This window comes from Mesorhizobium sp. M8A.F.Ca.ET.208.01.1.1 (assembly GCF_004791315.1).
Taxonomy (GTDB): Bacteria; Pseudomonadota; Alphaproteobacteria; order Rhizobiales; family Rhizobiaceae; genus Mesorhizobium.
Window position 1 is genome coordinate 932,144 of record NZ_SRUT01000001.1, and the last position, 20,601, is coordinate 952,744.

The window sequence follows — 20,601 nt, forward strand, 5'->3', positions numbered from 1 at the left end:
ACGCCAAGGATGCCGGAGTTCCTGTCGGTGGACCTGCCGTATTCCATTGAAAGGTAATCAATTCGAAATGCCCGACAACAGTTCGTACCTGGTCGTCCCTTCGGCCGCACTGTGGCTCTCCATTCTCGCAATTGTCGGTATTTTATGCATTGCGCTGGCGGTGGTGGTGTCACGGGCGCATCGGGCCAGAAACACGAAGCGCGCCAGTCTCGAACCAGGACCCGTTCGCGGTCCATTGCCGGAATTCGAAAAGAACGGGCAATCCGCGACCGCCGCGCTCGTCCAATGGTCGCCGGAAACTCTGCGTCACATTTTGGCGAAGGAACTTCCCGATGCGCAGGTGATCGTGGTTTCAAATCGCGAACCCTACATTCATAACCGCAAGGGGGACGATATCCAGCTGGTCGTGCCTGCCAGCGGGCTGGTTTCAGCGCTGGAGCCGATTACGCGCGCCTGCGCCGGCACATGGATCGCCTATGGCGGTGGTTCGGCCGATGCGCTTGTCGTCGATGAAAATGACCGCGTCGAGGTGCCGCCTGAAAATCCTTCCTACACGTTGCGCCGCGTCTGGCTGAGCGAGGAAGAACAGCAAGGCTATTATCTCGGCTTTGCCAATGAAGGGCTCTGGCCGCTGTGCCACATAGCCTTCACCCGGCCGATATTCCGCGCCTCCGACTGGGAGGCCTATGAGGCGGTCAACCGCAAATTCGCCGACACCGTCGTCGCGGAGGCCCGCAACGAGCGGCCCATCGTGCTGGTCCAGGACTATCACTTCGCGCTGTTGCCGCGGATGATCCGGGAGCGCCTCCCGGAAGCGATCATCATCACCTTCTGGCACATTCCGTGGCCGAATTCCGAGGTGTTCAGCATCTGTCCATGGCGCGAGAAGATTCTCGAAGGGCTGCTGGGCAGTTCAATCGTCGGCTTTCACACGCAGTTCCATTGCAACAACTTCATCGATAGCGTCGACCGCTTCCTGGAGAGCAGGATCGAGCGTGAGGATTCCGCCATCTCCTATGGCGGCCAGATCAGCCTGGTTCACGCCTATCCGATTTCAATCGAATGGGAGCCGCCGCATCTGAGCCAACTGCCTGCCGTTGCAGCATGTCGCCAGCTCATTCGCGAAAAATTCGGCCTAGCCGAGAACGTCAGGCTCTGCGTGGGCGTCGAACGCCTCGACTACACCAAGGGCATCCTCGATCGTCTCAACGCACTCGATGAGCTGCTGACACTGTATCCGGAATGGATCGGCAAGGTCGCGTTCCTGCAGATCGCCGCGCCCAGCCGCGGCACCTTGCCTGCCTATCAACAATTGTACGAGGAATGTGTGCGCCATGCCGAGGATATCAACCAGCGCCATGGTCGTGAAGGCTATACCCCGGTGGTGCTGGTGACCGAACATCACTCGCAAGCGCAGGTCTACGAGATTTACCGGGCCGCCGACGTCTGCATGGTCACCAGCCTTCACGACGGCATGAACCTGGTTGCAAAGGAGTTTGTCGCGGCCCGCGAGGATGAACAGGGCGTGCTCATGCTCAGCATGTTCGCCGGCGCGTCGAAGGAGTTGCTGGAGGCGCTGATCGTCAACCCCTACGACGCGGCGATGATGGGCGACGCCCTGCTGCAGGCCTTGACCATGTCACCGGAAGAGCAACGTCAGCGCATGCGACGCCTGCGCGAGGTCGTGCGCGAAAACAATGTCTATCGATGGGCGGGCAGCATGCTGTTCGATGCAGCGCGCCTGCGCAAGCGGGATGCGGTCGATCGTGCCGTTAGCGCCGCTCCCCGTTCTCCTGGCCCCGGTTCTCCCGGCAATGTCATATCGCTGCTCGACCGCAAGCGCGTGGCAGCGCTGTGATGTCGACATTGTCAAACTTGACCGAACCCAACGTCCCGCAGGATGCCTGGGCCTTGTTCCTCGATATCGACGGCACGCTTCTCGAACATGCCGCGCATCCCGATGCGGTGGTAGTCGGCGACGAGTTGCGGACGCTGTTGGCGGGGCTCGAATTGCAATTGGACGGAGCTCTGGCGTTCATCACGGGACGGTCGATCGCCGCTGTCGACCATCTTTTCCAGCCCCTCAGATTGCGCGCCGCCGGGCTTTACGGCCTTGAGCACAGGCTCGCGCGTGATGGGCCGGTCGAGGCGGCGGGAGAGCCGGCCGACATTGCCGCACTTGCCGAGGAGATCGAAGCGGAGCTGGATAGTGCGGACGTCTATATCGAGCGCAAGGGTCCGATCCTGGCAATCCACACACGAGCGGCACCGCACTTGTTGCAGCGCGCGACGCAACTGATCGAGCAGGCGCTGGACAGGTTGCCCGTGGGGTATCGGGTGCTGGCCGGCAATGCCGGCGTCGAATTGATGCCGTTGGAGGCGGCGAAGGGAGCGGCAATCAGGCGCTTTTTGGATCTGCCGGCTTTCGAGGGGAGGCGGCCGGTGTTTCTGGGCGACGACACATCCGACGAGAATGGTTTCGAGGCCGTCAATGAGATGGACGGCATTTCGATCCGGATAAAACCGCGCGGACCGACAGCGGCGCGCCATGCGCTGGCCGACGTCGGCGAGGCTTTGGCTTGGCTGGGTGCGGTGAGCCAGAGCAACTTGGATGGATCGACCGGTCTGATCCATCCCTGAACCGAAGGAGTCGGCGATGACCCAATTCACCAGTCTCATCCAGGAGATGATGCCTGCTTGGCTACGCCGGCGCTCGGTCCCGAATGCGCACGAGAGCGAGCCGAGTTTGGATCCGTCGCGCCCGCGGGACGCGGACGAGGTCTGGCGCCAGTTTGTCCAAAAGGATCTCTTTGGCGCCGACACACAGGATCACGCCGAGGCGGAGGATAAAAAGACCGACCGCCACTGAGGGCGGGTTAGCCGTCCCCGAAAACCAGCGAAACATTGCCGCCGGCGTGGCGTTCAAGGCGGCCGGCGAGGTCGAGTTCAAGCAGCACCATGAAAACCTGGGCGGGGTGCAGGCCGGTGTGACGGATGATCTCGTCGACCGGCACCGGCGTCGGCCCCAGCGCTTCGATCACCTTGGCCCGGTCGCTCTCGCCTGGTGGCGCCGTGGCCGAAAAGTCGGGCGGGTCTTCAAACGGCGGCGGATCAGGTGTTCGCATGCCGGTCAGCGGAAGGATCGCCCTGGAGATGTCCGAAGCCTCGGTGACCAGCGTCGCTCCATCCTTGAGCAGGCCGTTGGTACCGGCGGCGCGTGGATCGAGCGGGGAGCCAGGCACGGCAAAGACCAGTCGGCCCATCTCGCCGGCAAGCCTGGCGCTGATCAGCGAGCCTGAGCGCTGCGCAGCCTCGACCACGACCAATCCAAGGGCGGCACCGGCGACAAGGCGGTTGCGGCGCGGGAAATCCTGGGCGCGTGGCTGCCAGCCGAACGGCATTTCCGAGATGATGGCGCCACGCTCGGTAATGTCATCGCACAGGCCGGTATTTTCGGGCGGGTAGGGCAGGTCGAGGCCACCGGCGAGCACTCCGACCGTGCCGGTCAAGAGACTGCCCTGATGCGCCGCCGTGTCGATGCCGCGCGCCAGGCCGGAGATGATGCCATAGCCGTCTCCTGCGAGATCGGCTGCCAGCATGCGCGCCATCTTGATGCCGGCAAGCGACGCGTTGCGGGCGCCGACGATCGCAATCCCCGGCAACCGGAACACCGCGGCGTTACCCTTGACCGCCAGCAGCGGCGGCGGATTGTCCATGCTGCGCAGCAGCGGCGGATAGTCTGCCTCGCCGATGCCGACAAAGCGTGCACCGATCCGCCGCGCGGCCTCCATCTCGGCCTCGGCTTCGGCCAGCGAAGGGATGCGCACCATCCGGTTGGCGCCACCGGAAATCATCAGTTCCGGCAGCATTTCCAACGCGACCTCGGCCGAACCGAAACGGTTGATCAGGTCGCGAAAGGAGGCCGGGCCGACATTCTGGGTGCGGATCAGCCGCAACCAACTCAGCCGCTGGCGATCGGTGAGACGCGGCCCGGCGGCCGGTTCGCTCACCCCTTGGCTCCGATCTTGCCTTCGGTGCCGGCCATCAGCCGCGAAATATTGGCCCTATGCTTGATGAAAACGATGATGCTCATCCCCACGAACAGCGCTGCAACCTGGGGTGTGCTCATGAAGTAGAGGGCGATCGGGACGACGACGGCCGCCGTCAGCGCTGCCAGCGAGGAGAAGCGAAAGAGAAAAGCCATCACCAGCCAGACAACGGCAAAGATCAGCGCCACCTGCCAGGCGAGGCCGATCAGCACGCCGAGATAGGTCGCGACGCCCTTGCCTCCTTTGAACCCCAGCCATGCCGGAAACAGGTGCCCCAGAAAAGCGCCAAGGCCGGCCCAGACCGCTGTTTCAGGCGCGAAATGGCCTGCTATCAGCACGGCGGCCGTGCCTTTCAGAGCATCGAGCAGCAAGGTCGCGGCGGCAAGTCCCTTGTTGCCGGTGCGCAGCACATTGGTGGCGCCGATATTGCCGGAGCCGATCTTGCGCACGTCACCGAGGCCGGCCGCGCGGGTAAGCAGCAGGCCGAACGGAATTGAGCCCAGCAGATAACCGAACACCAACGCCAGGATCAGGCCATAAGTCATTGTTTCCCCCGCATTTCCCCCGGCCATGCTCGATGTCGCATGGCTATTGCCGGCTCAGGCGGAAAACACTGTGCGGCCCGCCACCAGCGTTTGCAAGACCTTGCCTTGCAGGCGTGCGCCTTCGAAACAGGTGTTTTTCGAGCGCGAGCGGATGCCGCTTTCACTGACGATCCAGGGTTCATCGAGATCGACAAGCGCCAGGTCGGCTGCCGCGCCCGGCTTCAGCGTGCCGCCGGGCAATCCGAACAGCCTCGCCGGCGCGGTGGACAAGGTTTCGATCAGCCGGAGCAAAGGCACATCGCCATTGTGGTAGAGGCGCAAGGCGGCGCCCAGCAGGGTTTCGAGGCCGATGGCTCCGGCCGCGGCGTCGGCGAAGGGCAGGCGCTTGGTGTCGACATCCTGCGGATCATGCGAAGAGACGATGACATCCACCGTACCGTCCTTGACCGCCTCGATGACAGCCAGCCGGTCTTCCTCGGCGCGCAGCGGCGGCGTCAGGCGGAAGAAGGTGCGGTACTCGCCGACGTCGTTTTCATTGAGCGACAGATTGTGGATCGACACGCCCGATGTCACTGCCGCTCCGTCGGCCTTCGCCCGTGCCATGGCGCTTGCCGCCATTGCCGTCGAGATCTTCGCGGCATGGTACGAACCCCGCGTCAGCCGCGCCAGCGCAAGGTCACGCTCGAGCGGGATGGATTCGGCTTCACGCGGAATGCCGGAAAGGCCGAGCCAACTGGCATACAGGCCTTCATTCATGACGCCCGATGACCCAAGGTCGGCATCCTGCGTTTCATGGACGATGGTGGCGCCGAAATCGCGCGCGTAGGTCAGCGCGCGGCGCATCACCAGCGCGCTCGATATGGTATGCCGGCCATCGGTGAAGGCGACCGCGCCGGCCTCGCGCAGCAGGCCGAACTCCGTCATCTCGCGCCCGTGGAGGCCCTTGGTGATGGCTGCGGCCGGAAAGATGTTGACGACGGCCGTATCCTTGGCGGTGCGCAACACGAATTCGACCAGCGCTACATTGTCGATCACCGGGTCGGTGTCGGGCATCATGACGATCGACGTCACTCCGCCGGCGGCCGCGGCGACACTCGCCGAAGCGATGGTTTCGCGATGCTCGCCGCCCGGCTCGCCGATGAAGACCCGGCCATCGATCAAACCTGGCATGATCGCCTTGCCGGCGCAGTCGATTGCCGTGGCGCCTTCGGGGACGCCCTGGTTCAGCGCCGCCTTGCCCGCGGCAACGATTTTCTTGCCATCGACTATGACGGAGCCGACTTCGTCGATGCCGCGCGAAGGGTCGACGATGCGAGCGCGTTCAAAGACAGTCGTGCTCATGCGCCGCGACCCTCTTGATTGCGGCCCTCTTGATTACGACGGGGATCAAGCAGCGCTTCCATGACCGCCATGCGCACGGCGACACCCATTTCCACCTGTTCCTGGATGACGCTTTGCGGGCCGTCGGCGATTTCGGAGGCGATCTCGACACCTCGGTTCATCGGGCCGGGATGCATGACCAGCGCGTCATCCTTGGCCGCCTTCAGCTTATCGGTATCAAGGCCGAAATAGCGGAAATATTCGCGCACCGACGGCACGAAGGCGCCTTCCATGCGCTCGCGCTGCAAGCGCAACATCATCACCACATCCGCGTCCTTCAGGCCTTCCGCCATCGAGCGGCAGACGATCACGCCCATCCTGTCGATGCCCGAGGGCAGCAGCGTCGAGGGTGCCACCACCCGCACCTGTGCGCCGAGGGCGTTGAGCAGCATGATGTTGGAGCGCGCCACGCGCGAATGCAGGATGTCGCCGCAGATCGCCACGATCAGCTTCGACAGCGGACCCTTGGCGCGGCGGATGGTGAGCGCGTCGAGCAGCGCCTGTGTCGGGTGTTCATGCGCGCCGTCGCCGGCATTGACCACCGAGCAACCGACCTTCTGCGCCAGAAGGGCCGCCGCGCCCGCCGACTGGTGGCGGATGATCAATATGTCGGGCCGCATGGCGTTCAGCGTCATCGCGGTGTCGATGAGCGTCTCGCCCTTCTTCACCGAGGAACTCGCCACCGACATGTTCATGACATCGGCGCCAAGCCGCTTTCCAGCCAGTTCGAACGAGGACTGCGTGCGGGTCGAGGCTTCGTAGAAGAGGTTGATCTGGGTGCGGCCGCGCAGCGTCGAGGTCTTTTTCTCGGACTGCCGCGAGATCGCGACTGCCCGATCCGCCCTGTCGAGCAACAGCTCGATGTCGGCGGGCGAAAGATCGCTGATGCCCAGAAGATGGCGGTGAGGATAGAGTGGCAGGGACGAAGCGTCGGTCATCTCAAGGGGCTGCTATAGGGTGCGGATTTCGCGCCCGCAAGCACCCGCTTTGCATTGACGCCGTTCTCCCCGGTATTTTCGTCGCGCGCGCAGCAACGCTTGGCTATATCTAGCCGATGGCCTCGGATTCGAGGCTTTCCAACGATAAGGCCTTTCTAGAAGGATTGGGTGTGACCGACGACGTAACGAACCAGCCGCCGCCGCTGACGGGCGGCAACGCCTGGCGAGGCGATCCGTTGCTGATCCAGCTTGCCGAGCGCTTTTCCGATCCGGTGCGCAAGGATCTCGACGGGCTTGGCCGTTTCGTGCTCACGCAAGAAGCGCAGGAACTGGCGCGCCTCGCCAATGTCGAGACGCCTAAACTCAGGACGCATGATCGCCAGGGACGGCGCATCGACCTGGTCGAGTTCCATCCGGCCTACCACGCCTTGATGCGCCGTTCGGTGGCCAACGGCCTGCACTCCTCGGTCTGGGAAAATGGCGACGCCGAGATTGGCCGCCGCCATCAGGTGCGGGCCGCCCGTTTCTACCTGACGGCGGAACTCGAGACCGGGCACCTGTGCCCCATCACCATGACCAGCGCCTCGCTGGCGGCATTGATGGCCAGCCCAAAACTGTTTCGCGAATGGGCGCCGCGCGTGACGACCCGCAAATACGACCAGAGCCAGAAGCCGCCGGTCGAGAAGACCGGACTGACGCTCGGCATGGGCATGACCGAGAAGCAGGGCGGCACGGATGTGCGGGCCAATGTGACCAGGGCGGAACGCGTCGGAAGCGGGTTCTACCGCCTGTCGGGACACAAATGGTTCATGTCGGCGCCGATGTCGGATGCCTTCCTGGTGCTGGCGCAGGCGCCGGAGGGGCTGTCGTGCTTCCTGGTGCCACGTGTGCTCGGTGACGGGTCGGGCAATGGCTTTCGCTTCCAGCGGCTGAAGGACAAGCTCGGCAACCGCTCCAACGCGTCTTCCGAAGTCGAGTTCGTCAACGCCATCGGCGAGATGGTCGGCGAGCCCGGCGCCGGCGTCAAGACGATCATGGACATGGTGACGTTGACCCGGCTCGACTGCGCGGTGGCGTCTTCGGCGATCATGCGGGCGGGGCTGGCCGAAGCGATCCATCATGCCCGCCATCGCCAGGTGTTCGGAACCAACCTGATCGAGCAACCGCTTATGCAGCGCGTGCTGGCCGACATGGCGCTCGATGTCGCCGCGGCGACCGCGCTGTCATTCCGGCTGGCGCGTTCCTTCGACGAGGCGGCGAGCGACCGCGGCGAGGCGGCGTTCGCCCGCGCCATGACGCCGGTCGTCAAATACTGGGTCTGCAAGATCGCGCCGCCGCTGCTTTACGAGGCGATGGAATGCCTTGGCGGCAATGGCTATGTCGAGGAAGCTCCACTCGCCCGCTATTACCGTGAAGCGCCTGTCAACGCGATCTGGGAAGGATCGGGCAATGTCATGGCGCTCGACGTGCTGCGCGTGCTTGGCCGCGCGCCTGGCCTTTTCGAAGAGGTGCTGGGCGGCATCGACCGCGACCTCGGCGCCGGCGGGCGCGGCACGATCGGTGTTCTGAAGGCGGCCATGCAGGTGGCTTCGACCGACGAGGGCTCGGCCCGGCTGCTTACGGAACAGCTTGCGCTGTCGGCGGCGGCCGCCGAGTTACGCCGACTGGGGGCAGGGCGGATCGCCGATGCTTTCGTCGAGACGCGGCTCGCGGGCCAGTGGCGCAATACCTACGGTATGCTCGATTCGCGTCACGATGCGCGCATGATCATCGATACGCTCTATCCGCCGGTGAATTGAAGGAGATGTCGTTCGCCGAGGGCGTTGCCGACCCCCACCGTCGTCGTTAACCTTAACAAATGGTTTCCGTTGCGGTGACGAACCGCAAAGCCCACTGTCATTCCTGTCGAAGCAGGAATCATGATGCGACACGTATTGACCTCCTTTCTGTCGGTGCACTGGGCGATCGTTTTCGCTCTGCTCGCGCTGATCTGTATCGATGGAAATCGAGGTGTGGCGGCGGCTCTTGGCGTACTCGGCGTGACCGTCGAGAGCGCCCGATTGATCAATCTGGAGAACATCGTCGTGGTCGCTCCGCTGGCGACCGCATTGCTGGTCGTGGCGGTGCTGTTCTTCTGGGCCTTTGTCGATACGCTGATCAACGACGCGTCCAGCCCGGGTGCCGACAGCGTCGTTCGCATCGCCTTTATTTCTGCTTCCGGCGTGATGTCGATGATCCTGATCGGCGGCGCTGCCCAAGGCATCAACGGTCTGTTCATGGTGGTGGCGGTGCAATTGGCCGCACTTCTGGCCTCTTATGTCGCGATGCTCGCCGAGCGGCGGTCGGCAGTCGGGTTGGATGAGGACGATTTCCACGCCACGGCGCACAGCATGGCGAAGGCTGCGGCGCATAATTCGCTGCTCTCCCTGATATCGGGCCGCCCGAAGGGCAAGGGAGGTCTCTGATGCGTTACATCTTCGGAATGTGGGCCGCCCCGATGGCAATTTTCTGGGGCTGGTTCTATCTATCGGCCAACGACATCAATTTCGGCTACGTCATGTTCAGCCGGCAGACGCACGACTTCTTCTTCCAACTCTACGGCCAGATTCTGGGCATCGACCCATCGATCATCCCCGGAATGGTAGCGAAGACTTGCGTCTTCGACGGGCTTCTGCTGATGGCCTTGTGGGCGTTCCGCAGGCGTCGCGAGATTTTGGGCTGGGTCAGCCGGCGCTGGACGGGTCCGGTTCGGTTCGATCGGCTGCATCGAGCGACTGAAGCCGGTCCAAAACTCCCTGCAGAATAAAGGCGGCTGCCGCCGAATCGATCTTGCCGGCGCGTTTGGCGCGCGAGAAGTCCATTTCGATCAGCGTCCGTTCGGCCGCGACCGTCGATAGCCGCTCATCCCAGAACACGAAGGGCAGGTCGCTCAGTTGCGCCATGTTGCGCACGAAGGCGCGCGATTTCTGGGCGCGTGGGCCTTCGGATCCGTCCATGTTGATCGGCAGTCCGATCGCCACCGCACCGACATTCTCCTTCTCCAGCAACGTCAGAAGGACGGCCGCGTCGAGCGAGAATTTCTTTCTGAGGATGACCGGGCGGGGATGAGCGAAGGAGAACCCCCGGTCGGAAACCGCGACACCGATCGTCTTGTCGCCGAGATCGAGCCCTGCCAGGGTCCTGCCGTCGGCGAGGCGCGCCGGCAATTGCTCAATCGTGATGACAGCCAACGGTTTCCCTCGTCTTTTCGGTAGCACGCGTCTTTTCGAATGCGCGGCGGACACTATACCCTTTGATCTCGGGGCTAGCGGCGTTCTATCCTCTGGCTCGACAAAAATCGAGGAAATGCATTGATGAAATTGACCTGGTACGGCCACTCGGCGTTCCGCATCGAAACCGGTGCCGCGAAAATCCTGATCGACCCTTATTTGATCGGCAACCCGTCCTGGACCGGCGGTTGGGAAGAGCCTGCCGAAGGGATCACGCATGTTCTTTTGACACACGGGCACAGCGACCACATCAGCGGCGCGCTGGAAGTGCTCGGCAAGAGTGGCGCTCAACTGGTCGCCAATTTCGAAATCTGCATGTACCTAGTCGGCAAGGGCGTCAGCGACAAGAAGATCAATCCCGGCAACATCGGCGGCACGGTCGATTGCGGCGGCTTCACCACCACCTTTGTCCAGGCGCTGCACTCCTCCTCGTTTGGCGAAGATGGCGGCAGGAACGTCTATCTCGGCAATCCGGGCGGGCTCGTCCTGCATTTCCCGGATGACCGCACGCTCTATCATATGGGCGATACCGACATCTTTTCCGACATGGCGCTGATCAACGAGCTGCACGAGCCGAAGATCGGCATTGTCCCGATCGGCGACCGCTTCACCATGGGCGGCGCGGTGGCGGCCCTTGCCTGCCGCCGCTTCTTCAAGTTCGACACGGTTGTCCCTTGCCATTTCGGCACGTTTCCGATGATCGATCCGACGCCTGAGAAGTTCGAAGCCGGCTTGGAAGGGTCCGGCGTCAAGGTCGCGTTGCCGAAAATCGGCCAAGCGATTACGATCTAGAAACAACGAAAGCGGAACAAATCCATGGCGTTGGGGCGATCTCTTTGCGTTTCGATGGTTGTCGCGGCGTCGCCCGCGCTCGCCGCCGATGATTTCATCGACGGCGTCTATCTGCAGTCCGAGGAGCTTTGTGGACAGGCCAGGAAGGAGACGCTGCAGACGCTTGTCGATGCCGGCAACATCGTGCTTTCGGTGCATGGCCTGCAGGGCGTCGAGTATAGCTGCGAGTTCGTTCAAGTCAGCAAGGCGACGCGCTCGCCGAGCTGGGCGGTGACGGCCATCTGCCAGGAACCGGGCTACGTCTTTCCGGATGTCCTGTCGGTGACGCGGATCAGCCCGACGCAGCTCGATCTCGTCTCGGTCCGACCCATCGACGATGAGAGCGAGGCGAGCGGTAACAGCGGCAGCTATTATCTGTGCGAGGGCGTTGCCCTGCCATGAAGCTGTTTGCCCGATTGTCGGCCGGCGCATGTTGCGCGCCGCGCGCCGCGCCGCTATAGCCCGGACTGGTTTTTCCCGAGGCAAATGCATGTCCGTTGATGTCAAGACAGTGAAGCGCGTCGCGCATCTCGCCCGCATCGCGGTGAGTGAGGAAGATGCCGAGCGCATGACCGGCGAGTTGAACGCCATTCTGGGCTTCGTCGAACAGTTGAACGAGGTCGATGTTTCCGGTGTCGAACCGATGACCTCGGTGACGCCGATGGAGATGAAGAAGCGCGCGGATGCCGTCACCGACGGCAACAAGGCGGCCGACATCGTCGCCAACGCGCCGGCGACCGACGAGAATTTCTTCCTCGTGCCGAAGGTCGTGGAGTAAGGCGCCGATGGCAATCGAGATCGCCACCGAGACGCCGCTGCAGGACGACGTGCGCGGCCTGGTCAGGGAACTCGACGAAACCTTGCTCGAATTGACGCCCCCGGAGCATTGCTACCATCTGACTGTCGAGCAGATGGCGGGGCAGGACACGACGGTTTTCATCGCTCGCGACAATGGCGTCGCCATTGGTTGTGGCGCCCTGAAGCGGCATGGCGAAGCCATCGGCGAGGTCAAGCGCATGTATATCAGGCCTTCCCATCGCGGCCGCAAGATCGGCGCTGGGATCGTCGAGCGGCTTGAGGCGCTGGCGCGCGATGAAGGATTGAAGCGGCTGGTGCTGGAGACCGGTGACCGCCATCCGGCCGCCTGGACCGTCTATGAACGTGCCGGGTTCTCGCGCTGCGGGCCGGTGCTCGATTATCCCGATTCCGAGTGGTCGGTGTTTTACGAAAAGAGCCTATGATGAGCGACCTGACCCAACTGACGATTTCGCAGGCCCGCGCCAAGCTGCGCGCCAAGGAAATCACCGCGACCGAGCTGACGGAAAGCTATCTCTCGGCGATCGATCGCGCCAATGGCACGCTCAATGCCTATGTCGCGGTGACCGGCGACAAGGCGCGCGAGATGGCCAAGGCGTCGGACGCCAGGCTGCTCAAGGGCGAGGGCGGTGCTCTGGAAGGCATTCCGCTTGGGATCAAGGACCTGTTCGGTACTGAAGGCGTCCATACCCAGGCCTGCAGCCATGTGCTCGACGGCTTCAAGCCGCGCTATGAATCGACCGTCACATCCAATCTGTGGGCCGATGGCGCGGTCATGCTGGGCAAGCTCAACATGGACGAGTTCGCCATGGGCTCGTCCAACGAGACCTCCTACTATGGCCCGGTCATCAACCCGTGGCGGCGTTCGCGCCTCGATACGGTGGTGATGCCGACGACACATCAGGGGGATGGCGGCTTCGTGTCGGCCGGCGGCACGAAGACCCAGCGTAGCCTCGACAATGCACAGCTGGTGCCGGGTGGGTCTTCCGGTGGTTCGGCGACTGCCGTCTCGGCCTTCCTGTGTGCCGGTGCGACGGCGACCGACACCGGCGGCTCGATCCGCCAGCCAGCCGCCTTCACCGGCACGGTTGGCATCAAGCCGACCTACGGTCGCTGCTCGCGCTGGGGCATCGTCGCCTTCGCCTCGTCGCTCGACCAGGCCGGCCCGATCGCTCGCGACGTGCGCGACGCTGCCATTCTTTTGAAATCCATGGCCTCGGTCGATCCGAAGGACACGACGTCAGTCGACAGGCCGGTGCCGGACTACGAGGCTGCGATCGGCAAGCCGATCAAGGGCATGAAGGTCGGCATTCCCAAGGAATACCGCGTCGAGGGCATGCCTGAGGAGATCGAGGCCCTGTGGCAGAAGGGCATTGCCTGGCTCAGGGATGCCGGCGCCGAGATCGTCGACATCTCCCTGCCGCACACCAAATACGCGCTGCCGGCCTATTACATCGTGGCTCCCGCCGAGGCGTCGTCCAACCTCGCCCGCTATGACGGCGTCCGCTACGGCTTGCGCGTGCCGGGCAAGGACATTGTCGAGATGTACGAGAAGACGCGTGCCGCCGGCTTCGGCCGCGAGGTCAAGCGCCGTATCATGATCGGCACCTATGTGCTGTCGGCCGGCTATTATGACGCCTACTACCTACAGGCGCAGAAGGTGCGCAACCTGATCAAGCGCGACTTCGAAAACGTCTTCGCCGCCGGTGTCGATGTCATCCTGACGCCCGCGACCCCGTCCGCCGCCTTTGGCATCGCCGACGAGGACATGGCGGCCGATCCGGTCAAGATGTATCTCAACGACATTTTCACCGTCACCGTGAACATGGCCGGTCTGCCCGGCATTGCCGTGCCCGCCGGGCTCGACCCCAAGGGGTTGCCGCTCGGCCTGCAATTGATCGGCAGGCCGTTCGAGGAAGAGACATTGTTCCAGACCGCCGCCGTCATCGAGCAGGCGGCCGGCACATTCCAGCCGGAGAAGTGGTGGTAAGGGTATCGCTCGTCTGACGCATGCCCCCGAAAATCGCGATCGATTTTCGGATAGGATCATGCGTGAAACTGAAGCATTACGGCGTCCTTGACGCTGTAAGGGTGGAGCGATGTTCTACTATCTTTCCAAGGTCTTCTGGTTCTTCATCCAGCCACTCAACCTGACAATCTTCCTGCTTTTGGCGGGGCTGATCGCGGGAATGATCGGCCGGCGGCGGCTTGCCGTCACCGGCAGTGTGCTGGCGTTCCTGATCCTTGCGCTATCGGCCTGGACGTCGCTCGGCGCCATGATGCTCAATCCGTTGGAAGAACGCTTTCCCAAGCCGCCGCTGCCGGAGAAGGTGGACGGCATCGTCGTGCTCGGCGGCGGCTTCGAGGGCGCTATCAACCTCGTGCGCGGCGGCCATGAATTGAACAGCAGCGGCGATCGCATGGTCGAGACCGCAATCCTCGCCCGGCGTTTCCCGCAGGCAAAAGTGGTGGTCTCCGGTGGAAACGGCTCACTGTTCTTCGATGGCGAAGGTGATGCCGACACGGCGCCACGCCTGCTCGAGGCGCTGGGTGTACCGGCTGACCGTCTGATCCTCGAAGACAAATCCCGTAACACTTACGAGAACGCGGTCTTCAGCCGCGAACTGGTCAAACCCAAGCCGGGCGAGACATGGCTGCTGGTGACATCAGCCTTTCACATGCCCCGCGCCAAGGCGCTGTTCGACAAGGCCGGTTTTCCAACCGTTCCATGGCCGGTCGACTATCGTACCTCGGGCAAGGAAGGCATCGGCCTGTTCCGAGACAACCCGTCCGACTCGCTGCAGGCGACCACGATGGCGGTTCGCGAGTGGATCGGACTTTTGGCCTATTGGCTTTCCGGGCGCATCGATCAGCCGTTTCCGGCGCCGGGCGGCTGACCGATGACGGCGCGCCGCGCTGCCGAGAAGAACTGGCGCCGCACCAGGACGGCCAGCAGCAGAAGCGTCGACAGCACGAACACCAGGGGATCGACGAACCAGCCGAGATAGCCGATCGAGAAGAACACGCCGCGCAGGCCCGAGTTGAAATGCTTGCCGGCCAGCATGTTCATCTGCGTCGCGCGCCACACGGCCGTTTGCGTGACCGGATTGCGCGAGGCTTCGCCATGCGGGATCGGCACCGCGCCGATCAGGATCGAGCAATAGTTGAACAGCCGGTAGGCCCAGCCGAACTTGAAGAAGGAAAAGGCGAGAATCAGCACCAGGCCCAGCACCTTGATCTGAAAAGCGGCTCGATCCGGCACGCCGCCCAGCGGGAGGTCGCTGAGAACCTCGATGACGCGGTCCGACGCGCCAAGCAGGGCGAAACAGCCGCCGAGCGCGATCAGCGAACTGGAGGCGAAGAAGGCGGTTCCCTGCTGCAGGCCGCTCATGATGGCGGTGTCGACGATGCGGATCTCACGCTCGGCCATGGTGCGCATCCAGGCCTCGCGCTGCGCATTCATGGCGGTCGTCAGCGACATGCGGCTAACCAGCCTGCCATCGGACGCGAGCGTGTGCAGCACCCACACAAGGAGGAAAAAGCCCAGCGCCGCGAGATCGGCCGCCGACAGATAAGAGGAATCGCCCATGGTTGAGTTTACCATATCCCGCACGATCGCTTCGATCGCCGCATACGGCGACAGACAATCAATGTCGCTGCCGGAGCAAACAAGGTCGGCAGGTGCTGCGCCGCGATTGTCAAAAGAGCGGAAACATCCCGGGAATTCCTATATGTAGTCCTCGACGTGACCCAGGAGACAGCGTGTTCCTTTCCGTTTTCGACCTGTTCAAGATCGGCATTGGCCCTTCGAGCTCGCACACGATGGGTCCGATGACGGCCGCGCGCCGCTTTCTCGACGAGGTCGCGGGCGACGACTGGCCGCGCCCCGCCGGTGCCAAGGTCGACCGCATCGGTGCCAGCCTGCATGGCTCGCTCGCCTATACCGGCGTCGGCCATGGCAGCGACCGTGCCGTCATTCTCGGCCTTGCCGGCCAGACGCCGCAAACGGTCGACCCCGACCAGGCCGACGGCATCATCAGCCGCATCGCTGCCGACAAGCTGATTTCACCGCCCGGTCACCCCTCCTACCATTTTGACCCGGCCACCGATCTGGTGCTCGACCGCAAGACGCCGCTCACCGGTCACGCCAACGGCATGGCGTTCCATGCCTACGACGCGGCCGGCCGGCTGCTGCTCAAGCGCATCTACTATTCGATCGGCGGCGGGTTCGTGGTTTCGGAAGAAGAGCTGCAACGGATGAAGGTCAAGGGCTCGGTCACGACCGAGGGCAAGAAAGTGCCGTATCCCTTCAAGAACGCGGTCGAGATGCTGAAGATGGCGGCCAAGAGCGGCCTTTCCATCGCCGACATGAAGCGCACCAACGAGGAAACGCAGATGTCGCGCGAGAAGCTCGACACCGGCCTCGATGCCATCTGGGGCGCGATGAAGAGCTGCATCGACCGTGGCCTGTCGCAGGACGGAATAATGCCGGGCGGGCTGAAGGTGCGGCGGCGCGCCAGGCAGCTCCATGACAAATTGCAGGAGCAGTGGCAGCAGAACCGGCCGAACCCGCTGCTCGCCAATGACTGGCTGTCGATCTACGCGATGGCCGTGAACGAAGAGAATGCGGCCGGCGGGCGTGTCGTCACCGCGCCGACCAACGGCGCGGCCGGCACTCTGCCGGCGGTGCTGCGCTACTGGCTGCATTTCCATCCCGAGGCCGACCAGCCGAGCATCCGCGATTTCCTGCTGACGGCAGCGGCCGTCGGCGGCATCATCAAGTCCAATGCGTCCATCTCCGGCGCCGAGGTCGGCTGCCAGGGCGAGGTGGGCTCAGCTTCGGCGATGGCGGCCGCCGGCCTGTGCGCCGTCATGGGCGGCACGCCCGAACAGGTCGAGAACGCCGCCGAAATCGCGCTCGAACATCATCTCGGCATGACCTGCGACCCGGTCGGCGGATTGGTGCAGGTGCCGTGCATCGAACGCAACGCGCTGGGTGCCGTCAAGGCGGTCACGGCCGCGTCCCTGGCGATCAAGGGCGACGGCGTGCATTTCGTGCCGCTCGACGCCGCGATCGAGACCATGCGCCAGACCGGCCTCGACATGAACGAGAAGTACAAGGAAACCAGCCTTGGCGGTCTTGCCGTCAATGTCGTTGAGTGTTGAGATCTGGCCCAAACCGGCACTGTGGAGAAGTCCGCCAGGCCGTTGACGTCCTGGCGCCCCGGGCTAACCTTGGCGCATGGCTCTCAATCTCCTAAAGCTTTGCGTCGGCTGCGACAGTGTCGAGGATCTCGAAGACTGGATCGCCTTCCGTCTCGACGAGCGCCGCCGTGCCGGCGAACCAGCCGAACACTGGCACACCACCCGCATGGTGCCGACACGTGGCGACGAGGTCACCGATGGCGGCTCGCTCTACTGGGTGATCAAGGGCAGCGTGCAATGCCGGCAGTTGATCACGGAGATCCGGCCGTTCACCGATGACGATGGCATCGGCCGCTGCCATTTGATGCTCGATCCCGAGGTGGTGCGCACCGACTGGCAGCCGCGCCGCGCCTTCCAGGGCTGGCGTTATCTGAAGCCAACGGACGCCCCGGCGGATCTCGGCAAGGGCAAGGCGGGGCTGGTCGAGATGCCGCCGAAACTCAGGCGCGAACTCGCCGATCTCGGCCTGCTCTAGACATTTCTGGCCCTCAAACTTGCTTCGCACTGGACTTGCAAGCGACGCGACGACGCCACATCTTGAAATCCATGCGCGAGGAAGAACTGTCGAAGTCGACACAGGCCGCGGCGTTGGAGAATCAGCTCGTATGATGGTCCTCTTCCAGCGGGGGTAAAGGCCATGATTCTGGCGCAGAAAAAGTGTTGAAGGACATCACGCGGCTGTCCAGGCGGACAGGATATCTGCGGGGCGATGGGAAATGTTAGGCGCAATTATCGTTGTGGTCGCGTTGTTGCTGGTGCTCCTGGGGTTGGCCATGGCCTTTCTCCGTGCGGATCCGGCGCAACTCGCAAGCGGGATGAGAACCTTGGGGCCGATCCTGCTGGCGCTGATCGGCGGCGCCGTGCTCGTGGTCGGGCGTCAAGGCATCGGCGGCATTATCCTGTTCGTGGCAATCGCCTGGTATGGCGCCACGCGTACCGGGCGCCCAAATGCCAGGCCAATTGCTGGAAAACGCTCAACCGTGCGGACAGCGGCACTCGAGATGGAACTCGATCACGATACGGGCGGCCTTGAAGGGCTGGTTCTTGCCGGCCGCCACGATGGCAAGATGCTTGGCTCGATGACCCAGGCGGAATTGCAGCATCTCTACCGCGAGCTCTCCGGCGATCCGGAGAGCCGCCAGCTGCTAGAGACGTATCTTGACGGCAGATTTCCCGTCTGGCGCAAAAACGCTGAGACGAACGGTGGCGAAGGGCTGGGTGTTGCGCCAGGTCCGGGCGCCATGACTAAGGAGGAGGCCTACAAGGTCCTTGGTCTTGAAGCGGGGGCCGCCGCGGCGGATGTCCGCAAGGCGCACCGCCGCCTGATGCAGCGCCTGCACCCCGACATCGGCGGCACGTCTTTCCTGGCGGCGCGGATTAACGAAGCCAAGGACGTCTTGCTCTCCAATCACAACTAGTCTCCTTCGACGCAATATTCTTCCGGGAGAAATCTTCCACGCAGTCCTATTGCTGGACGGCGTAGCACTCGATTTTCTTCTTCTTCAAAGCGGTGCAGGCCTTCCAGGCGGCGTCCTTCGACCCAAAGCCGCCGAAACGGGCGCGGTAGTAAGTGACGCCGCCCTTGTCGAAAGCGGCGGTGAAGCCGGAAGCGTCGGCCAGCACCTTGGGAGCCTGCTTGGTGGTCTTGTCGAGGAAAGCCTGAGCTTCGGACTGGTTGGGCGAGGAGGCAACCTGAATGGCCCAGCCTGACGGAACCGAAGCGGTGCTGACCGGATCGACGGCGGCCAGGGCGGGCTCGGCATAGGCGGCCACGACCTGCGCGGTGGCGACCTTGGGGGCGGAGACGATGACCGTCTTCACCCTCTTTGCCGGAACAACCAGCTTGGGCGCCTCTGCCTCGGCTGTATCCTCGTCCTCGCTGTCGCCCTGGGCAACTGTGGCGTCGTCCGCGACAGCCGTGGTCGTGTCGTCCGCGACAGCCGTATCGGCGTCCGCGACGGCCACCGGCTTTTCGTCCGGGGTCGGCGCGTCGTGCTTGGGCAGGAGAACCTTCGCAAGTGCCTTGATTGGATTGCTGTCCGCCTTGGCGACCAGATCGCCGCCACCGCGTGTCGAGGCCCTCGGCAGGTAGGTGTTGATCAAGCCAGCCATCTGGTTGTCGCGGCTGCCGCCCGACGTGCCGCCCATGACAACGGCGACAAGGCGGCGGTTGCCGTCATTAACGGACGAGACGAGATTGAAGCCGGAGGCGCGGGTATAGCCGGTCTTGATGCCGTCGACGCCCTTGATGCGCCCGAGCAGGCGGTTGTGGCCATTGATGCGCTGGCGACCGTAGAGAAAGGACCGCTGCGCGAAATAGCCGTAGTACTGGGGGAAATGTTCCCGCAGCGCGATGCCGAGCGTGGCCATGTCGCGCGCGGTGGTGAACTGCCCCGGATCCGGCAGGCCGTTGGCGTTGCGGAAGACGGTGCCGTCCATGCCGAGCTGCCGCGCCTTGGCCGTCATCATGCGGGCGAAATTGGTTTCGTTGCCGCCGATCATTTCGCCAAGCGCGGTCGCCGAGTCGTTGGCCGACTTGGTGACTATCGACAGGATCGCCGTCTCGACCGTGACCGATCCGCCCGGCTTTACGCCCAGTTTGGTCGGTGCCTCGGCGGAGGCATGGGCCGAAAACACGACTGGCGAGTTTCTGCTGATCTTGCCCTTCGCCATCGCTTCGAAGGTCAGATAGAGCGTCATCATCTTGGTCAGCGAGGCAGGATAGCGCCGGCCATCCGCGTTTGCCGAATAGAGCACCTTGCCGGTCTTGGCGTCGACGACGATGGCCGCTGACTTTGCCGCGAGCGACGATGCCGCATCCGCGACGACGAATGTCATCGCCATGGCGAGGATCATGATCGTTTTGAGAGGGGACGCGGATTTGGAAACGATGCCCGACAACGCCTGACGCACTGGTAGTTCCTTTGAATTTCTCGTTGCGCTGGAGGCGGCAAAGGGATCCTGCCTCGCTTCCGGCCAAGCTAGCGGGGCAGCGTTACCAATCCGTTTATGGTAACCGCCGCGTTCACCATTTTCTGGTGGTTTGAGCCTTCCTTTATTCGAATTTTAGCCATTGCCGGTGCCGGCGGGGTGGCGAGCCCTTGAATTCTTGACTTTTGTGCGGCGCACAATATATTATCATGCATTGCACAACGGCGCTCGGGGCAGGGCGCTTCAACCGTCCAGGGAGAGTATGAAATGACCCAGACCTATGAGGACTTCAGCAAGTACGGCAAGGAGTTCGCCGACACCGGATTGAAGAGCTTCGCCTCTTTGTCCAAGGGCGCGCAGGCGATCGCCACCGAGGCCGGCGAATACACCAAGAAGAGCTTCGAAGCCGGCAGCGCCGCGTTCGAGAAGCTGTTCTCGGCCAAGTCGCTGGACAAGGCGATCGAGATCCAGTCCGACTATGCCAAGCAGTCCTACGAGGCGTTCGTCGCCGAGGCCACCAAGATTGGCGACCTCTATGCCGAACTCGCCAAGGAAGCCTACAAGCCGTTCGAATCGATCGTTGCCAAGGCGAAGTAATTTTCGCCCGACAATTTTCAAGATCCGGCCCTTCGTGGGT

The 20,601-nt window shown here is 63.3% G+C and carries 23 protein-coding genes; 16 read left to right on the forward strand and 7 right to left on the reverse strand.

Annotation, left to right across the window (positions count from 1 at the left end; genetic code table 11):
* Positions 1–67 precede the first annotated feature (67 nt).
* The 3 genes from EN851_RS04565 to EN851_RS04575 are packed head-to-tail and all read left to right on the forward strand — an operon-like array spanning position 68 to position 2,869.
* Positions 68–1,858 (forward strand): trehalose-6-phosphate synthase, encoded by a 1,791-nt coding sequence (locus EN851_RS04565; protein ID WP_135929157.1) that lies wholly within the window; start codon positions 68–70, stop codon positions 1,856–1,858.
* Positions 1,858–2,640 (forward strand): trehalose-phosphatase, encoded by a 783-nt coding sequence (otsB, locus tag EN851_RS04570; RefSeq protein ID WP_135928658.1) that lies wholly within the window; start codon positions 1,858–1,860, stop codon positions 2,638–2,640. The genes EN851_RS04565 and otsB overlap by 1 nt, the downstream gene beginning before the upstream one ends.
* 16 nt (positions 2,641–2,656) lie before the next feature.
* A complete protein-coding gene (locus tag EN851_RS04575; protein ID WP_127278356.1) occupies positions 2,657–2,869 on the forward strand; it encodes a hypothetical protein in 213 nt (70 codons plus the stop codon).
* A gap of 7 nt (positions 2,870–2,876) precedes the next feature.
* On the opposite strand, the gene dprA is transcribed toward EN851_RS04575, so the two are convergent.
* The 4 genes from dprA to EN851_RS04595 are packed head-to-tail and all read right to left on the reverse strand — an operon-like array spanning position 2,877 to position 6,912.
* Positions 2,877–4,010: a DNA-processing protein DprA gene (gene dprA / locus EN851_RS04580; RefSeq protein ID WP_135928659.1), complete on the reverse strand. Its 1,134-nt coding sequence runs from the start codon at positions 4,008–4,010 to the stop codon at positions 2,877–2,879.
* Entirely contained in the window at positions 4,007–4,594 is a 588-nt protein-coding gene (gene plsY, locus EN851_RS04585; RefSeq protein ID WP_135928660.1) for a glycerol-3-phosphate 1-O-acyltransferase PlsY, read from the reverse strand. Before plsY ends, dprA begins: the two co-directional genes overlap by 4 nt.
* Positions 4,595–4,648: 54 nt before the next feature.
* The gene (locus EN851_RS04590) at positions 4,649–5,935 is read right to left on the reverse strand and encodes a dihydroorotase (RefSeq protein WP_135864586.1); all 1,287 of its coding nucleotides are present in this window, start codon (positions 5,933–5,935) and stop codon (positions 4,649–4,651) included.
* Complete coding sequence (locus EN851_RS04595) at positions 5,932–6,912, reverse strand: aspartate carbamoyltransferase catalytic subunit (protein WP_135880427.1); 981 nt, start codon at positions 6,910–6,912, stop codon at positions 5,932–5,934. The genes EN851_RS04590 and EN851_RS04595 overlap by 4 nt, the downstream gene beginning before the upstream one ends.
* A 170-nt stretch (positions 6,913–7,082) precedes the next feature.
* On the opposite strand from EN851_RS04595, the gene EN851_RS04600 reads away from it, so the two are divergent.
* The 3 genes from EN851_RS04600 to EN851_RS04610 all read left to right on the forward strand — a co-directional run bounded on the left by EN851_RS04600 (position 7,083) and on the right by EN851_RS04610 (position 9,718).
* Entirely contained in the window at positions 7,083–8,711 is a 1,629-nt protein-coding gene (locus tag EN851_RS04600) for a DNA alkylation response protein (protein WP_127278351.1), read from the forward strand.
* Between the two features lie 123 nt (positions 8,712–8,834).
* The gene (locus EN851_RS04605; RefSeq protein ID WP_127872509.1) at positions 8,835–9,377 is read left to right on the forward strand and encodes a hypothetical protein; all 543 of its coding nucleotides are present in this window, start codon (positions 8,835–8,837) and stop codon (positions 9,375–9,377) included.
* Positions 9,377–9,718: a DUF6105 family protein gene (locus tag EN851_RS04610; RefSeq protein ID WP_135880426.1), complete on the forward strand. Its 342-nt coding sequence runs from the start codon at positions 9,377–9,379 to the stop codon at positions 9,716–9,718. The genes EN851_RS04605 and EN851_RS04610 overlap by 1 nt, the downstream gene beginning before the upstream one ends.
* Here the strand turns inward: EN851_RS04610 and ruvX are convergent.
* The gene (gene ruvX, locus EN851_RS04615; RefSeq protein ID WP_127872508.1) at positions 9,636–10,142 is read right to left on the reverse strand and encodes a Holliday junction resolvase RuvX; all 507 of its coding nucleotides are present in this window, start codon (positions 10,140–10,142) and stop codon (positions 9,636–9,638) included. The two genes, EN851_RS04610 and ruvX, sit on opposite strands and share 83 nt — an antisense overlap.
* Positions 10,143–10,265: 123 nt before the next feature.
* Between ruvX and EN851_RS04620 the strand changes: the two genes are divergently transcribed.
* The 6 genes from EN851_RS04620 to EN851_RS04645 all read left to right on the forward strand — a co-directional run bounded on the left by EN851_RS04620 (position 10,266) and on the right by EN851_RS04645 (position 14,725).
* Positions 10,266–10,973 (forward strand): metal-dependent hydrolase, encoded by a 708-nt coding sequence (locus EN851_RS04620; RefSeq protein WP_135880425.1) that lies wholly within the window; start codon positions 10,266–10,268, stop codon positions 10,971–10,973.
* 24 nt (positions 10,974–10,997) lie between these two features.
* Entirely contained in the window at positions 10,998–11,414 is a 417-nt protein-coding gene (locus EN851_RS04625) for a hypothetical protein (RefSeq protein WP_135880424.1), read from the forward strand.
* A gap of 88 nt (positions 11,415–11,502) precedes the next feature.
* Positions 11,503–11,790, forward strand: coding sequence for an Asp-tRNA(Asn)/Glu-tRNA(Gln) amidotransferase subunit GatC (gene gatC, locus EN851_RS04630; RefSeq protein WP_127280125.1), 288 nt, complete (start codon positions 11,503–11,505; stop codon positions 11,788–11,790).
* Positions 11,791–11,797: 7 nt separating this feature from the next.
* The gene (locus tag EN851_RS04635) at positions 11,798–12,253 is read left to right on the forward strand and encodes a GNAT family N-acetyltransferase (protein WP_135880423.1); all 456 of its coding nucleotides are present in this window, start codon (positions 11,798–11,800) and stop codon (positions 12,251–12,253) included.
* The gene (locus tag EN851_RS04640; protein WP_135880422.1) at positions 12,253–13,818 is read left to right on the forward strand and encodes an amidase family protein; all 1,566 of its coding nucleotides are present in this window, start codon (positions 12,253–12,255) and stop codon (positions 13,816–13,818) included. The genes EN851_RS04635 and EN851_RS04640 overlap by 1 nt, the downstream gene beginning before the upstream one ends.
* Positions 13,819–13,927: 109 nt before the next feature.
* Entirely contained in the window at positions 13,928–14,725 is a 798-nt protein-coding gene (locus tag EN851_RS04645) for a YdcF family protein (protein WP_127872502.1), read from the forward strand.
* Here the strand turns inward: EN851_RS04645 and EN851_RS04650 are convergent.
* Entirely contained in the window at positions 14,698–15,417 is a 720-nt protein-coding gene (locus EN851_RS04650; RefSeq protein WP_135928661.1) for a DUF599 domain-containing protein, read from the reverse strand. The two genes, EN851_RS04645 and EN851_RS04650, sit on opposite strands and share 28 nt — an antisense overlap.
* Before the next feature lie 173 nt (positions 15,418–15,590).
* Between EN851_RS04650 and EN851_RS04655 the strand changes: the two genes are divergently transcribed.
* The 3 genes from EN851_RS04655 to EN851_RS04665 all read left to right on the forward strand — a co-directional run bounded on the left by EN851_RS04655 (position 15,591) and on the right by EN851_RS04665 (position 18,451).
* Positions 15,591–16,994, forward strand: a complete 1,404-nt coding sequence (locus EN851_RS04655) for an L-serine ammonia-lyase (protein ID WP_135928662.1) — start codon at positions 15,591–15,593, stop codon at positions 16,992–16,994.
* 76 nt (positions 16,995–17,070) lie between these two features.
* On the forward strand, positions 17,071–17,508 hold the full coding sequence (locus EN851_RS04660) for a DUF1489 family protein (protein ID WP_135915894.1): 438 nt from the start codon (positions 17,071–17,073) through the stop codon (positions 17,506–17,508).
* 241 nt (positions 17,509–17,749) lie between these two features.
* Positions 17,750–18,451, forward strand: a complete 702-nt coding sequence (locus EN851_RS04665) for a DnaJ domain-containing protein (RefSeq protein ID WP_127280383.1) — start codon at positions 17,750–17,752, stop codon at positions 18,449–18,451.
* A gap of 46 nt (positions 18,452–18,497) precedes the next feature.
* Here EN851_RS04665 and EN851_RS04670 read toward each other — a convergent pair whose 3' ends face one another.
* Complete coding sequence (locus EN851_RS04670) at positions 18,498–19,946, reverse strand: D-alanyl-D-alanine carboxypeptidase (protein ID WP_135928663.1); 1,449 nt, start codon at positions 19,944–19,946, stop codon at positions 18,498–18,500.
* Between the two features lie 285 nt (positions 19,947–20,231).
* Here EN851_RS04670 and EN851_RS04675 point away from each other — a divergent pair, with 285 nt between their 5' ends.
* On the forward strand, positions 20,232–20,561 hold the full coding sequence (locus EN851_RS04675) for a phasin family protein (protein WP_095774324.1): 330 nt from the start codon (positions 20,232–20,234) through the stop codon (positions 20,559–20,561).
* Positions 20,562–20,601: the final 40 nt, after the last annotated feature.